A 15,661-nucleotide genomic window follows, 5' to 3' on the forward strand; every position below is an offset into this window, starting at 1 on the left:
TGTCGCAACTATAGACAACGACAACACCTTCCCTAAAAGACACAACATGGGACAATACCTCAGCACAGATAAAAAGAAACTCACTGCAACCCGCTTCACCGGCATGAAAGCCACAGGCGAAAAGATAGCAATGGTCACCTGCTATGACTACACCAGTGCTCTGCTGGTCGACGAGAGTGGGGTGGATGGCATCTTGGTCGGTGACTCGGCAAGCAACACCATGATCGGCAACCCAACCACACTGCCCATCACTCTGGATCAGATGATCTACCACACACGCTGTGTGACGAATGCAGTCCGCCATGCCTTTGTGGTGGCGGACATGCCTTTTGGGACCGTCCATGGAGACAAGCGCCATGCCCTCAAGTGCGCTCTGCGCATGATGAAAGAGAGTGGAGCCGATGCCATCAAAGTAGAGGGAGGCAGCCCAATCCGCAAATCCCTCAAGCTGATCCTCGAGGCCGGTATCCCTGTGGTGGGGCACTTGGGGCTCACCCCACAGTCGGTACACAAGTTTGGAGGATATGGTCTGCGAGCCAAAGAGGAGGCAGAGGCCGAGCGTTTGCTCAAGGATGCCACCATGCTTGCGGATCTCGGTTGCTGTGGTCTGGTGCTCGAAAAGATCCCCTCCGACTTGGCAAAAAAGGTCACTGAGTCCATCGGGATTCCGACCATCGGGATCGGTGCCGGGCCCGACACCGATGGGCAGATCCTGGTGATGCAGGATATGCTGGGGATGACCCGAGGCTTCAAGCCCAAGTTTTTGCGCCAGTTTGGCAACATTGGTGAGGAGATGGTCGCCGCATTTGATCGCTACTCCACAGCAGTCAAGGCCGGTACCTTTCCCTCTACCGAAGAGTCTTATTAGGTCGCAGCCGATCCGGCATTTCAAACGCACACTCCCCCCAAAAAACACCCATGGATACACTGACAGCAAGTCTGCTCTTTTTCGAAAAGAGTCTCAACGTGACCCTCATCCTCGACTACCTCGGGACCTTTGCCTTTGCGATCTCCGGTGTCCGGCTCGCTTCGGGCAAGGACATTGACCTCTTTGGGGCATTTGTGGTGGGATTACTGACAGCGGTAGGCGGTGGTACGCTCCGCGACGTGATGCTGGGGCTGACCCCGTTTTGGCTGCTCACCCCCAACTACATGCTCATCTCACTCCTGGCTTTTTTCCTCGTACTGCTCTTCAACAACCTGATCCAAAAGGTCACCCGCGGGGTCTTCCTTTTCGATGCAGTCGGGCTGGGGTTGTTCACAGTGGTCGGTATCGAGCGGGCACTCATGATGGGCCACCCGGCGTGGGTTGCCATCATGATGGGGGTCATCACCGGCTCCTTTGGTGGACTCCTGCGCGACATTTGCATCAATGAGGTCCCACTCATTTTCCAAAAAGACATCTATGCCGTCGCAAGCCTGGTCGGTGGACCGGTCTACTTCCTCCTCGCACACATGGGCGCAAGCAACGTCATCGTCCAGACCTTCACGGCACTCACCGTGATACTCGTCCGGGTGCTCTGCATGTACTACCACATCTCGCTACCCATCCTCCACAGCGACGAAGACCGGGCTATCCGGCGACGTCCTCGAACCTAAGCCCCCCTCCCCACCATGCAAGAAGCCCCCACCTACCATATCCCCGTCTTGCGAGATGAGAGTATCCGCCAGCTGATCACCGACCCCGATGGACTCTACATAGATGCGACATTTGGCGGAGGTGGACACTCTGCTGCGCTCCTCCGGCAACTAGGCAGTGGGGCTCACCTCTTCGGCGTGGATCGCGACCTTGATGCCCGGAAAAACTGCACCATCACCGACAGTCGCTTCACATTCGTCCGCTCCGACTTTCGCTACATCGGACACTTCATGGCCTACTTTGGCATCGACCGGGTCGATGGCATCTTGGCAGACCTAGGTGTATCGAGCCACCACCTGGACGACCCGGAGCGTGGGTTTTCGTTTCGTTTCGACGCACCCATCGATATGCGTATGAACCAAGCCGGAGGTGCCACCGCGGCGGAGCTCATCCAGACGAGTTCGGTCGAAGACCTCGCACGGATCCTAAAGGAGTACGGAGAGGTCCGAGGGGCATGGCGTGTGGCGACCCTCATCAAGCAAGCCTCCGACTCCGACTCCCTCCACACCATCCAAGACTTGCTCGACGCCATAGCCCCGGCCAACCCTCCGCACGACAAAAAGGGTCTTGCACGGATCTTCCAAGCACTGCGGATAGCGGTCAATGACGAACTCGGTGCACTACGCGATCTCCTGAGCGAGGGCCAAAAACTCCTCAAGCCCGGAGGGCACTTTGCCATCATCACCTACCACTCACTGGAGGATCGGCCGGTCAAAAACTTCTTTCGGACCGGCAATATCGACGGCATCCGCCACACCGACCACTTCGGTGTCCCCAGTAGCACTTTTGCGCCACTCTACTCCAAACCCACTCTCCCGACCGAGTCGGAGATCGCCTCCAACCCAAGATCTCGAAGCGCCAAACTACGCACCGGCGTACGCACAGAGGAGCAAGTCGACAGCGAGTGACACCGACGCCACCCCCACCCTCGGGGACCCAGCTCTTCCCCGACCGCACTCTTGCTTTTTCTATCCGTGAAACTATTCGCTTCTATCCGTGAAAAGTTTTGCTTCTATCCGTGAAACCATTCGCTTCTATCCGTGAAAAAACAGCCCGTTGCAACCATTTGAATCTCAAAGCATTGCAACGGGCTAAAAACAGGGCCTAAAAAAGCCTTTTTCTCGAGAAAGAGGATAAAAAAATATAATGGAAAGACGGCCAAAAAATTGGTACATTTGTGTAAATATCCAATCCTGAAACGCTATTTGTAAGTCTCACCAGACAAGACCCTCGAGTGTGGCAAGAAAGGCTCACCCCGCAGTGGCCGAGAGATCCAGAGATGCTAGAGCAGACAGAAAGACAAAACGACAGCCATAGTGAGCTCGAAAACGAAGAACCCACCCTCACACCTAAGGTGACAGCCACACCCACCAAGTGGTGGCAAAAAGGGGCAAAAGTCGTGGGGTGTGTACTATTGGGGCTGGTAGGTCTACTGGTCTTGCTGACTCTGCTCCTCTACATTCCCCCGGTACAGAGGTGGGTGACCAATACAACACTCAGTCAACTCGAAAGCACACTTGGCATGCGAGTGACCGTCGGTCGTATGCGTGTGGCCTTTCCGATGCGGGTACAGATGGAAGAGCTACTCGCCGTGGGAGCGGAGGGCGACACCGTGGCCAAGGTGGATCGCCTGACGGCCCAGGTCAGTCTACTGCCGATCTTGATGGGAGGCGATATACCGGTCAGCGGCTTGGCACTCGAGGGGACCTATGTCGACTACCATGCCCCATCCGACTCACTCCATATCCGAGGACGAGTGGCAGAACTGACTACCAACACTCTAAGCTACGGACTAAAGTCGCAGGCTCTGACGATAGACCGGCTCCGACTGAGGGGTGGCAATGTGGCGGTCATCGCACTCATCGACCAAGACACGGTGCCCAAGGACCCAAGCCAAATGGTCATCAAGCTCAACGACATACGCATACAGGACCTGCGAGGGGCTTTTTCGGACTCTGTGGACTCAACCCTCGTCGCCGCCTATGTGCAGGATGCCACTCTGCGGGAGGGGGTGGTGGATCTGCCCGTCTCCGTCTACCAGGCCAAGCATATCGACCTCGATGGCGAGCTGTATGCTGTCGGCGCAAAGATAGAGGCACTGCCACTGCCGTGGAGTGTGCGTGTGGATGGCGACAACCTCCGCTACGGAGGTGCCGGTGATGTGCAGGGGGTGATCAACAAGGTGACATACCGCGTGAGCGACGGGTGGCAAGTGTCGGACGGTCGTGCGGAGATCAGCAAGGACTCCACTGCGCTATCCGTGCAAGGCCTGGATATCCGATTGGACAAGACACGCGTCAAGGGGAAGGCTCTGCTACCCTTTAGGGGCTGGATCCCCGACACGGTCGGCCACGCTGACTTTGACCTCAAAGGGCAGCTCGTGGCGAGCGAGCTGGTGCGCTTTTTGGGCGACATGCGGAATCTCCCCGGTGACCCGATAGACTTTGACCTCACGGGGCGAGGAGAAGTGGAGAAGGACGTGGAGCTGAAGGCTCGGCTGAAAAGTACGGATGCAGTGGTGGCCGAAGTGGGAGGAACGGCATCGGCACTTTTTGACGCCCAACGACGTGGCATCAGAGCAAAGTACAGCGTCTCCGCCGGGCCCAATACCACCCGACTACTCCACAAGCTGATGGGAGTCACCTCCACCACATGGAGGATCCCGGCCGATCTGACCCTCCGCGGAGAGACACACTACACACCGGCCGGCATAGAGGCGCACCTGGACCTACGCACCGGAGGAGGATCCGTGTCCGGAGACCTCAGCTACCGAGAGAGTGCCAAGCACTACAAGGGGGACCTCTCGGTGCGAGAACTGGACTTGATGGCGTTTTTGCCCAAGGATACGATCGGTACCCTGTCCGGTGTCGTGCAAGCCGAAGGGCAGGGAACTGACCTATACAGTCCACACACATGGGCCAATGCCTACGTGAGCATCGACTCGCTGCACATCAAGGAGCAGTCCTTTAGGGGCATCACGCTACTCAGTGAACTAAAGGACAGACACCTCTATGCGGCACTGGATGCCAACCACGAAGCCCTCAAGGTGAATACACTGGTCAACGCCATGCTGATCCCCGACCGAGTGGATGTGAACCTCAATATGTACGTTGATACCATCATCCCATCAATGATCGGACTGCACCTGCCCATCGTCCAGGGAGCTCGACTCGAGCTGCGTGGCAACCTCAACACCGACCTCAAGCAACGCTACGCCTTTAGTGGCGAGGTGGAGAACTTTTTCATCCAAACCGACAAAAACACCATCCACCCCACCAACACCTACATTACCGCAGATATCGATGATACAAAGGTAAATGCCGACCTAAACAGTGGCGACCTAAAGGTAAGCCTAGCGGTACAGAATGGGCTGAAGGACTTTGGGGCTCGCCTCTCCAAAGTATCCGACCTGATCTCCCAGACGATGAAAGACACCATCAGCGGTGGAATCAATATGGCACCCTGGATGGCTCACTACCCAGACCTGAGCCTCTCCCTGGATATGGGACGAGAAAACCTCCTGAGGGCCTACCTTGATCAACACAGGATAGGCGCCCAGAAGGTTCATTTTGCACTCCAAACACACACAGGAGCGGGATTGACAGGAGATGGGTACGTGAAGTACTTTCAGCAGGATACACTGCGTATCGATGATATGGACTTGATACTCAGGCAGGACTCCGCCTTTTTTTACGCAGTGGCCACGGCACACAAAGAGCGCTTCCGGAACCAAATGCCCTTTGACATCCTAGCCTCCGTCACCTCCAATGTACACCGATCGGAGGCGACCTTTAGGTGGATCGACTACCGCCAAAAGGACTTTATGCGCATGGGGTTGGAGCTGTGGAGCCGGCCATCGGGCGACCTGGAGCTGGGCTTCACACCGGAGCCGATCGTACTGGTCTACAACCCCTTTGAGGTACGGGGAAAGAACTATGTCATCATGCCGGCCAATAACCAACGCCACCTCAAGGCCAACCTCCTACTCACCTCAGCCGATGGCGCATCGATACACCTGCGAGATGTCCCGTCGGAGGTAGGACACAAGCTAGAAGCAAGCGTGAAGGATTTTGAGCTAAATGTCTTGAGTGGATTGGACTTTTTGCCGGCACTGGCCGGTCGACTCAATGCCGACCTCAGCTATCTGCAAGCCTCTGCCACCGCAGAGTACACGGCCGATGTGGATGTAGCCGGGCTGAAGTATGAGGAAAAGCAGTTTGGCGATCTACACCTGATCGGGAGAGGGGATCAAGATCACGACGGGATCAGAGGCAAAGCCCAACTGTCGCTCAACGGGAGCCAAGTCCTGCACGGCATGCTCTATAGCCCAAGAGACAAGGAGGGCACACTGCGCCTGTATGCACAAGTGGAGAGATTGCCACTGGAGATCGCCAACCCCTTCTTGCCCGAAGATCTGGCACAAGCCAAGGGCTACCTCTCTGCAACAGTCGCCAACTACGACACCTCGGGAGACATTCGGAAGATGCCGACCCTACGGATGAACGGACAGATACAGCTGGGGCAAGCCACCCTCTTTATCCCCAAGCTAAACGAGACCTACGCACTAGACTCCAAGCCGATAGAGATAGTGGACGACGAAGTGAGACTCAAGGGGTTTGAGATCTCCACCAACGAAAACCACCTCGCCACCACCGGGACAGTGGGGCTCTCCAAAACCCTGCCGCTCGCTCTCCGCATCCGAGGCAACAACCTCACCCTGCTCAACTCCAAGCCGACCACCAACACCATGGTCTACGGCAACCTCACTGCAAGTGCCGACCTCAGCATCAATGGTCCATCGAGAGCAGTGGATCTGACCGGACACCTCAGCATACTGGGGGCAACGGACCTCACCTATGTCAACCAAAGCTCCGAGCTACAGAGCCGAAACGGCTACAGCGACTTGGTGGAGTTTACGGACTTTAGCGACACACTCTTTGTGGCAAAAAAAAGAGACATTGACTCCCTCTCATTGGGGGGAGCCAATGTCAACCTAGCCATCCACATAGATCCCGCAGCACAGGTCACCTACCTCATGGGATCGGATGGCAAAAACGCCGTCTCCATCAAGGGAGGAGGCGACTTTAGCTTCACCATGCCACCCTATGGCGAAATGCAGCTGGCCGGTCTATACTCCATAGAGGATGGCTATGTCAATGCCAGCATCGGCATGGGTGGGGGTGTCGGTCTCAACTACAAGTTTGATATCGACCAGGGGAGCCAACTCACCTGGACCGGCGACCTCCTGGAGCCAGACATCGACTTCCGTGCCACCACCCATGTCACCAGTCGTGTGGTGGGGAGCGGCAAAGTGCCACGGCAGGTCCTTTTTAACGTAAGTATCATTGCCGAAAACAGGCTGGATGACCTGCGCCTACGGTTTGAGACAAACGCCCCGGAGGACCTCGAGATACGCAACCAACTGGCCGGGATGAACGAGCAAGAGCAGACCCGCCAATCCATCATGCTACTCGCCACCAAGCAGTATGCCGGCAATGGAATTGTCGGGACAGGAGGGGGACAGACCACCGGAGACCTGATGAATAACGCCATGGCCTCCCTACTCGCCTCCCAGCTCACCTCACTGGCGGGTGAGGCATTGGATGCGGAAATCAACTTTGGGATAAGCGATGGGACGACAGCCCAAGGGCAAGGTACCAACTACTCCTACTCAATAGCCAAGAGCTTCATGAACGATCGGATCAACGTCGTAGTGGGGGGAAAAGTCATGACCGGTGCCGCCGCCTACGGGATGGATCAAACCTTCATCGACAACATGTCCATCGAGTATCAGCTCGACCAAGCCGGCACCCACTACCTCCGCCTCTTTCACAACAAAAACTACGAAAACCTACTGGATGGCGAAGTGATCGAGACCGGCGGTGGCTACGTCATGAGACGACGCCTGAGCCGGCTATCGGATCTTTTCCGTCTCCGCCGTCTCCGTCCGCAGACCCTTATCGTGGAGGACGAAGAGCCCGAGACCACACCAACCAACGACGACAACACGATAGAGCATGAAAAATAGACACCTCTTACCGGCACTTCTACTCCTACTCACAGCCTGCTCTGTCGCCAAGTACGTACCGGAGGGCGAGCAGTTCTACACCGGCATCAAGGCGATCAACTACGAGGATCGCCATGCCGGTAGCCATGCCGCAGCTGCCATCTCCGACCTTGAGAGTGTACTCTCCTACCAGCCCAATGGCTCGCTATTCAATAGCTCCAAAGTACGCATACCGCTCACCTTTCCATTCTGGATCAGCAAAAACTTCTCCGAGGCCAAGACCTTCATCGGACGCTGGCTCTACAAAAGTTTTGGCGGAGACCCCATCTTCATCTCCACCGTCAACCCCGACCTACGTGCCACAGTAGGCCGGCAGATACTCGAGGAGTACGGCTACTTTCGGAGCTCTGTATCCGCCACGGTACTACCACAGGGGCAAGACTCCATCACCGCCAAGGTCAGCTACGCTGTCCGCATGGGCGAGCCACACCTGCTGGACTCCATCGACTACCACCTCCCCATTATCACTCCCGACTCCATCCGTCTCGACGCACCCGACCGACGCCTCCTCCACAAGGGAGACCCCTTCGGTGTCCTACCTCTCGAAAACGAGCGCAACCGCATCAGTAGCCTACTCCGAGAGCGGGGCTACTACTTTTTCAAGCCCGAGCACATCCGCTTCACCGCCGATACGATACGTGTACCGGGCAAGGTACAGCTACGGGTACAGCTCTCCGAGGAGATGTTGCCCGAGGCCTACCAGCCTTGGAGGATTGGTCGCATCACCTACGATCTGTATCCCTCCACCGGCGACAGACAGCTCACCGACTCCATCTACTACCAGGGGGTCCTCTTCCGTTACCAAGGCACGCCCCCCGTACGCCTCAGTATCCTACGACCGAGAGTGCGCATGATACGAGACGCCCTCTACAACCAAGCTTTTCAACAAAATACCCTCAGTGCCCTGGCCGAGCTAAACACCTTTGCCTACACCAACGTCACCTACACTCCGGGCATCTTTGGCGCCGACACCACCAATCTCCTCGACGTCTCCATCAGCTCCACCATCGACAAGCCCTACTTCACTGAGCTGGAGACAACCTACAAGTTCAAGAGCAACAACCAGACCGGACCCGGAGCATCCTTCACACTCAATCGCAAAAACATCCTAGGCGGAGGCGAACTCTTCTCCACCGTACTCCGTGGCAGCTACGAGTGGGAGACACACCGACAAGTCGGTACGACCGGCAAAAACAGCTGGGACATCAATTCGTACGAGCTTTCGCTCTCCTCGATGCTCACCTTCCCTCGGTTGCTCCTCCCTGTACTCTACGACCGCTACCTCTACTACCCCCACTCCACACGTCTCGCCCTCAGTGGCACATTCCTCAACCGCAGCGACTTTTACCGCCAGGCACAGTTCGCCACCGACATCACCTACCGTCTGGAGCCCGCCCGACATATACGCCACACGGTCAAGCCACTCAGCGTCACCTACAACCACCTTCTACGCGAGTCCGGACGCTTCCGAGAGGCGATTGGCAAAAACCCGGGACTGGCACTATCATTCCAAAACCAGTTCATCCCCCAGGCCTCCTACCTCTTCAGCTACGAGCTGCGCCAACCCACCGGAGCGCACGCCTTTTCGTTGGATGCCTACATTGCAGAGGCGGGCAACCTACTCTCGCTCTTTTACAAAAAAGACCCAAGCCGCACCTACCAAAACAACCGCTTCCTCAGTGCCCTTTTTGCCCAGTACCTCAAGAGTACCCTCGAGTTGCGCTATAGCTACCAGCTCCTCCCCTCACTTCAGATAGCCACACGCGGCTATGCCGGTGTGATCTGCAGCTACGGCAATACCCCCGTTGCACCCTACACCGAGCAATTCTACACCGGTGGAGCCAATAGCCTCCGAGGCTTCAACGTCCGAAGCATAGGCCCCGGAGCCTACCTACCCCATACCGAGGATCCCCTCTCCTTCCTCTACCGGACCGGCGACCTACGACTCGAGCTCAACGCGGAGCTACGCTACAAAGTCATCGGACAGCTGGAGCTGGCCACCTTCCTCGACACCGGCAACATCTGGCTCCTCAGGCACTCCGATCTCCGACCGGACGGCGAGATCAGTCGCAAGCACTTCCTACGAGACCTAGCACTCAATACTGGCCTCGGATTTCGCTACGACCTCAGCTTCCTCGTGGTCCGTCTGGATCTCGGGTTGGCCCTTCACCGCCCCGACCGACAAGGGCAAGCCTACTTCAATACCTTTGGACGGGATCAAATGCCCTTTGCCCTTCACTTGGCGATCGGCTACCCCTTCTGATTTCACCGCACCTCGTACTATGGGGGCTCACTACTATTGTCCACATTTGTTGGACAACATCCCCTACAGACTGAATACCAGCATTCCAAACGACTAAAACCTATGGGTATCTACAGTTACATCCGACAACTCAATCACAAGCGACTCCAAAAGCGACTTATGGCCAAGCAACAAGGTGTAGCTCAATTTTGGGATCAAGCAATCAAGGACTACTACGACGGAAAGATCAAAAAATACCACTTTGTACCCCAAAAAGAGCTTGGCACCAGGCGTATCATTTGGCAGTACTGGGGTCAGGGTTATGAGCCGGAGGCACTTCCCGAGATTGTCCGGATTGCGCTCAACTCAGTGGAGAAAAACAAAGGAGACAACCTCCTCATCCGACTCACGGATGACAATATATCGGAGTACATCGACTTTCCCCCGTTTATTATCGACCTACTTGCGCACAATCCGCACATGACCCGTTGCTTTTTCTCGGATCTCTTGCGCTTGGCACTCATTGAAGCATATGGTGGTGTATGGGTTGATGCGACAATACTTCTCTCTCAGCCTATTCCGGAGCACTACTTCGACTACGATTTTTTTGCGCTCCAGCTACCTGATGAGCACCCCAATAAGGACTTTTGGGGTACGACATTATATGCAACCTTTTGTTGGGATCCGCGCTTCAAGGTTCGCTTTCACAGTGCTTTAATGTTTGGGCACCCCGGATCCGAGATTGCCTCCACGTTGCTCGATCTTATGCTCTACTATTGGAGTGTCAAGAGTAATGACCCGGTACCCTACTACCACTTCTTCCATATTCTCTTTCACGAGCTGGTGCAGGTCGGTCCTTTGAGCGACATCAATTGCCCCTTGGAGTCCTACAGTGACTTCGAGTCGCTCTACCTCATCGGCAGAGGACGCTGGCCCAAAGACTTTGAGACAGCCTCGGAGCTATTGGCTCGCTACCCCTTTCACAAGTTGAGCTTCAAGCACCATGAGTCCTTACCGGATATAGTCCGAATGCTACGAAACGAAGGCTACTGATCGGCACCTCCGACCAACTCCTCCAGGAGTTTTTCCCATCGGTCACACACGCTACTTCTGTCAAAATTGCGGACGTAGTCTGTTGCCTGCTCTGCCATAGCTATACGACGTTGCACCTCATTCATCAGCGCACACAGCTCTCGGCCAAAGCCCTGAATATCGCCCGGACGGACTAGGCTTCCACAACTACCGTAATCGAGTATGACCGGGGCGGCCATATAAGTATCAAAAACCACCGGTACCACACCATACTGCATCCCCTCTGTCAGGACCATACCCCATCCCTCGTAGTCACTCGTGAGCAGGAGGAGTTTTGCCCTACGATAGTAGTCTTGTGGATTTTGGACACCCACGAGCCTACACCGCTCCAGGTTGGCGCGCTCCAGCTCCGAGCGCAGCGGACCATCCCCCACTACCACCAGCTCCCAGGTCGGGCACAACCGAGAGACTTCTCTCCAGATTTGGATAATCTTGGGGATACCCTTTTCCTTTGAGAGGCGACCGACAAAGAGCACCATATTTTCTTTCTCCGCCTCCAGGTATTCGGCATTGATATAGGTATTGGCATTGGGTATCGCCCTTAGTTTGTCCGCACTCGGGAGCTGTACAACCCGCTCAAATATAGGCTTGTAGGGCTCGGCCAGCAGTACAAAAGCATCACAGGCATTGTACATCTGTCGCCACATTCGTCTTCGCTTTAGGAGGCGAATCCGGCGCACCGGACAGCCGAGCCACGATGGACTGACCTGCTTGTGGAGAAAGTAGTCTGGCGTCGTGTGAAGTACAAAAACGAGCTTGATCCCATGCTCCTTGGCGATCCGTTCGAGGAGTTGCCCAAGTTTTTTGCGGTAGGCATTGTGGCAGACCATTATTTGCACCCGATTTTGTAGCAAAAAGGCGCAAAGTGCATGGTAGTTTTGCTCGCTATCCACCTGCCGGTGAGAGGGGAAAAGCATTGTCTCCAGTCCCGGTGGGGTGTCATAGACTTTGCGGACAGCGACGAGAGAGACCGAGTGTCCTCTATCCTTGAGTTCATTGGCGAGACGCCAGCCGACCGACTCCACCCCACCAATGACGTTGTTGAAGGAGTACCAGTTGACAAATGCAATATTCATATCTTCTCTTCTTCAATAAGGACATTGGCCAAAAAGATAGGTAGGCTCACCCCTTCACTCAGGGACTCTATTCTGTAGCTTTTGGCACGACATCCTTGATGGAGAAGGAGGTACTGAATATCCTGTGGTTGTAGTCTTGGACAATGGCTTTCATGTACCGCACATAGTGCTCCTGCACTTCCTCCGATGGCATTTTTGCCTGCTCCGGAGTGGTCTGCAGATAGGCACTTGGTGCCTCCACATGTATTGCCCCATAGGGTGATAGGGTCACCGTCACCTCCTTGGAGAAGAGCAGATACTGGTTGTAAAAATAGTTGAGCGCCACATGCTCAGCATTCGGGTCCAGCATATTGGCCCCATAGCTCAGGACCGGCTCCTCGATACCGAGTAGATAGAGGAGTGTCGGCAGTATGTCGGCATGCTGTACCACATACCCATCGATCTCACCTTTTAGCTTACCTCTGGGGTCAAAAAACGCAATAGGTGCGGCCGCGTGTCCGGCGAGGTTGTCATAGGCCGGGTGGTCACTGAGATTGGTGTGGTCTGCTGTGAGGACGAAAAGGGTATTGTCGTACCACGGCTCATGCTTGACTTGGTCAAAAAACTCTCGCAACGCCAGGTCGGCATACTGTGCTGTCTCGTGAATAGGGAGGGTGCCTTTCTTGAACTTGCCCTGATACGACTCAGGTAGCTGGAACGGCATGTGATTGGAGAGGGAGAAGAAAAAGGCACCGAAGGGCTCCCGGAGGGAATTCATATCCTCACCCATTGCTTTGACAAAGGGCAGATCATGTATGCCATACCACCCACCGGCGGTGCAATCCTCCTTTTTCAGCTCATGGGTCTTCTGATAGTCATCTTTGGTGTATTCCTCCTCCACACCCAGCTTTTGGAGGAATGGGAAAAAGCCCATAGCTCCCGCCTCATCACCGTGGTAAAACTTGAGGTGGTAGCCCCTCCCCTTGAGGGAGAGAGGCAAGCCGGTGTCAAAGCTCAAGAAGTGCTTGTAGTTGTCCATCCTGAAGTTGTCGTCGTTGAACGTCCCCCCAAATGCAGGCAACGAGACAAATACCGACGGGAACGACTCCACCGACCGCTTGCCGGTCGCAAAGCCATACTTGGCATACAGCGACTCTGAGAAGAGAGAGTCGAGGAACGGGGTGTAGCTCTCATAGCCCTCTATATCACGATTCAGGAAACCCCCAAACTCCTTGGCCATGCTCTCCATGATGATCACCATCACATTGCGTCCCTTCATCGAGGCAAAGAGGGAGTCGTTCTCAGCCAGCGGGGCCGCCTTGTAGTAGGGGGTGAAGATGGAGGAGAGGGTCCGGTCGTCGTAGAAGTGAAACTCCTGGCGAGTGGTCAGCTTCTTGGCCAACGAAAAAGGACTGTTGACCAAAATCGCTATTTCGCGTGGGTCCTCCAGATTACCGGCTATTTCCGGAATGCAGATCGGTTGCCCCTGAAAATCCAACCGCCCGCGCATGCTAAAAAAGAGACAGACAGCCACAACCACGGTCCCGACAACTTTTGTCCGTCGGGACGAAACCTGACCATCCTCCCGCTGAAAGCGTACCAGAGTGTAGCCCAACACCCCTAGTGCCATAAAGATCAAAAACGCCAAGGTCAGTGGCCAAAACTCCACCGCAAAATTGCCAAAAAAGCCTACCGCACTTTTGCCCTGAAACTCACTGAACACCTCACTATTGACCCGCCTAAGCACGTATGGAAAGTAGCCGGTGTCCGAGACGTTGAGAAACACGCACACAGTGTAGGGGATAAAATAGGCCGCATGGCGGACAATACGGTACCACCGGCCCATCTCGATGCGAGACGGCAGGTAGGCTCCGATCAGCATCAGTAGATAGTAGGGGAGAAAACCATAGGCAAGGACAGCCATATCTACCGTCCAGCCACTCTTCATCAGCCCAACCAATCGCTCCGCATCCACTGCGGGGAAAAAGGTTCGGTTGTAAAAAAAGTAGAGCAAGCGACAAGCCTGCATCATTACCACTGCCAAAAATGTATGCCAGAGAAGCACTCCCCAGCGGTTATTTGTCTTGATCATTGCTTTGAAGACATGGGTGTACGAGATTATGTGTCTTGCGGTGCGGTATATGACGCACATCTGTGCAAAGGTACACAAATAATGAGGAGAGCTACACAAAGGGGGGATATCCCTAGATTCCGCACCAACGAGCAACGCCTTTCAGTAAAAAGAATTTTCTTACTATTTTTCTTTTCCTATATTAATCTAAATGGGTACCTTTAAGAGGTGGTGAAACCTTTAAACATTTATTCTATGGTACAAGAAAAGAAATCTATAGGTACTTTCCCTTGGGTCTTGATGATCTTGATGTCGTCGGTTACCTTTGTGGGAATTCTGTCGGAGTTACTCCCTTCTGGAGTGTTGCAGCAGATCATGGGCGATTTAGGAATTAATGAGGTGGAGGGTGGCCGTATGGTGGGCTGGTATGCTTTAGCATCGGCGATCTTCGGTATTCCGCTTATCTCTGCTACCGTGGGCTTTAATCGCAAGAATTTACTATTACTTTTGCTGGTGGGCTTTGCAGTATGTAATATATTCTCTGGGATTATTCAGAACTACTATGTTATTTTGTGTCTACGTTTTCTCGGCGGCATCTGTGCAGGCGTAATGTGGCCGATGATTGCGGCTTTCGGTATGCGATTGGTGGATCCGGGGCATCAAGGTAGGGCTGTGGCGATCATTATGGCTGGTAATACACTCGGGATTAGCTTAGGGATGCCACTGATGACTTCTATTGGCGATCGCTTTGGCTGGCGTATTGAGTTTATTGTCTTGGGGGTATTGGTGGCATTGATTGCTCTACTATCGCTTGTGATGCTACCTTCAACACCTGGTGAAAAGCTCACTTCAAGTACTTCTCCTTTTGCGATGCTCAAGAATAAATCTATCTTGCTTATCATCCTTCTCACACTACTTGGCGTCTGTGGGCATTATGGGGTCTATACCTATATTACGCAATTGGTGGGAAAGATTGGTATTAGTGGAGGAGTAGAGATAGCCTTACTGGCCTTTGGTATCGGGTCGCTTATCTCTATTGTGATTGCTACGAAGTATATTGATCATTACCTGAGGGAACTGACGGTGCTGATGTTTGCGTTCCTTGCTGTTGCTATGCTACTCTTTTACTTCTTTAAGGGGGCAGTCGGTATTTCGCACTTTGCCTTCTTCTTGTGGGGGCTCTCCTTTGGTCCACTCGTGACGCTTTTCCAAGCGGCTGTGGGCAATCAGGTGGAGCATGGCAAGGATGTGGCGATGTCGGTACAGTCTTGTATGTTTAATCTCTCGATCATGATTACTACCTGGATTGCCGGCTTGCTATTGATCCGCTACGGCGCTTTGAGCTTACTTTGGTACGCTGTGATTATGGCTGTGCCTGGAATACTCATCTCTTTCTTCGCCAAACATACACTGCGACGTATCGGATAAACCTGAGACTTTGACTAATAAAAAAGCTACCCTCGATACCTGAGGGTAGCTTTTTTCATATCAGTAG

Annotated in this window: 9 protein-coding genes; 7 read left to right on the plus strand and 2 right to left on the minus strand. The window is 54.3% G+C overall.

The annotated features are described in order from the left end of the window. The first annotated feature begins 46 nt into the window (after positions 1-46). The 6 genes from panB (at position 47) to AC1EK1_RS06785 (ending at position 11,001) form a co-directional block, all read left to right on the plus strand. Positions 47-868 carry a 3-methyl-2-oxobutanoate hydroxymethyltransferase gene (gene panB, locus AC1EK1_RS06760; RefSeq protein WP_480306333.1) on the plus strand — a complete coding sequence of 274 codons (822 nt, stop codon included), beginning with the start codon at positions 47-49 and terminating at the stop codon, positions 866-868. A 50-nt stretch (positions 869-918) separates the two neighbouring features. Further along, entirely contained in the window at positions 919-1,599 is a 681-nt protein-coding gene (locus AC1EK1_RS06765; RefSeq protein ID WP_480306334.1) for a trimeric intracellular cation channel family protein, read from the plus strand. A gap of 15 nt (positions 1,600-1,614) precedes the next feature. Then, the gene (gene rsmH / locus AC1EK1_RS06770; RefSeq protein ID WP_480306335.1) at positions 1,615-2,547 is read left to right on the plus strand and encodes a 16S rRNA (cytosine(1402)-N(4))-methyltransferase RsmH; all 933 of its coding nucleotides are present in this window, start codon (positions 1,615-1,617) and stop codon (positions 2,545-2,547) included. Positions 2,548-2,918: 371 nt separating this feature from the next. After that, on the plus strand, positions 2,919-7,667 hold the full coding sequence (locus tag AC1EK1_RS06775) for a translocation/assembly module TamB domain-containing protein (RefSeq protein WP_480306336.1): 4,749 nt from the start codon (positions 2,919-2,921) through the stop codon (positions 7,665-7,667). Further along, the gene (gene tamL, locus AC1EK1_RS06780) at positions 7,657-9,969 is read left to right on the plus strand and encodes a translocation and assembly module lipoprotein TamL (protein ID WP_480306337.1); all 2,313 of its coding nucleotides are present in this window, start codon (positions 7,657-7,659) and stop codon (positions 9,967-9,969) included. The genes AC1EK1_RS06775 and tamL overlap by 11 nt, the downstream gene beginning before the upstream one ends. A gap of 102 nt (positions 9,970-10,071) precedes the next feature. Then, entirely contained in the window at positions 10,072-11,001 is a 930-nt protein-coding gene (locus AC1EK1_RS06785; protein ID WP_480306338.1) for a capsular polysaccharide synthesis protein, read from the plus strand. Here AC1EK1_RS06785 and AC1EK1_RS06790 read toward each other — a convergent pair. Next, a complete protein-coding gene (locus AC1EK1_RS06790; protein ID WP_480306339.1) occupies positions 10,995-12,116 on the minus strand; it encodes a glycosyltransferase in 1,122 nt (373 codons plus the stop codon). The genes AC1EK1_RS06785 and AC1EK1_RS06790 overlap by 7 nt on opposite strands. A gap of 67 nt (positions 12,117-12,183) precedes the next feature. Then, the gene (locus AC1EK1_RS06795) at positions 12,184-14,187 is read right to left on the minus strand and encodes an LTA synthase family protein (protein ID WP_480306340.1); all 2,004 of its coding nucleotides are present in this window, start codon (positions 14,185-14,187) and stop codon (positions 12,184-12,186) included. A gap of 234 nt (positions 14,188-14,421) precedes the next feature. On the opposite strand from AC1EK1_RS06795, the gene AC1EK1_RS06800 reads away from it, so the two are divergent. Next, entirely contained in the window at positions 14,422-15,594 is a 1,173-nt protein-coding gene (locus AC1EK1_RS06800) for an MFS transporter (protein WP_480306341.1), read from the plus strand. Positions 15,595-15,661 lie beyond the last annotated feature (67 nt).

It is taken from the genome of Porphyromonas sp. C0026D3, assembly GCF_056590775.1.

What these genes read in the sequence shown, in the direction of transcription:
- AC1EK1_RS06800 (WP_480306341.1), top strand. Translation starts at nt 14,422, where the DNA reads ATGGTACAAGAAAAGAAATCTATAGGTACTTTCCCTTGGGTCTTGATG.
- rsmH (WP_480306335.1), top strand. Translation starts at nt 1,615, where the DNA reads ATGCAAGAAGCCCCCACCTACCATATCCCCGTCTTGCGAGATGAGAGT.
- tamL (WP_480306337.1), top strand. Translation starts at nt 7,657, where the DNA reads ATGAAAAATAGACACCTCTTACCGGCACTTCTACTCCTACTCACAGCC.
- AC1EK1_RS06765 (WP_480306334.1), top strand. Translation starts at nt 919, where the DNA reads ATGGATACACTGACAGCAAGTCTGCTCTTTTTCGAAAAGAGTCTCAAC.
- AC1EK1_RS06790 (WP_480306339.1), bottom strand. Translation starts at nt 12,116, where the DNA reads ATGAATATTGCATTTGTCAACTGGTACTCCTTCAACAACGTCATTGGT.
- AC1EK1_RS06775 (WP_480306336.1), top strand. Translation starts at nt 2,919, where the DNA reads ATGCTAGAGCAGACAGAAAGACAAAACGACAGCCATAGTGAGCTCGAA.
- AC1EK1_RS06785 (WP_480306338.1), top strand. Translation starts at nt 10,072, where the DNA reads ATGGGTATCTACAGTTACATCCGACAACTCAATCACAAGCGACTCCAA.
- AC1EK1_RS06795 (WP_480306340.1), bottom strand. Translation starts at nt 14,187, where the DNA reads ATGATCAAGACAAATAACCGCTGGGGAGTGCTTCTCTGGCATACATTT.
- panB (WP_480306333.1), top strand. Translation starts at nt 47, where the DNA reads ATGGGACAATACCTCAGCACAGATAAAAAGAAACTCACTGCAACCCGC.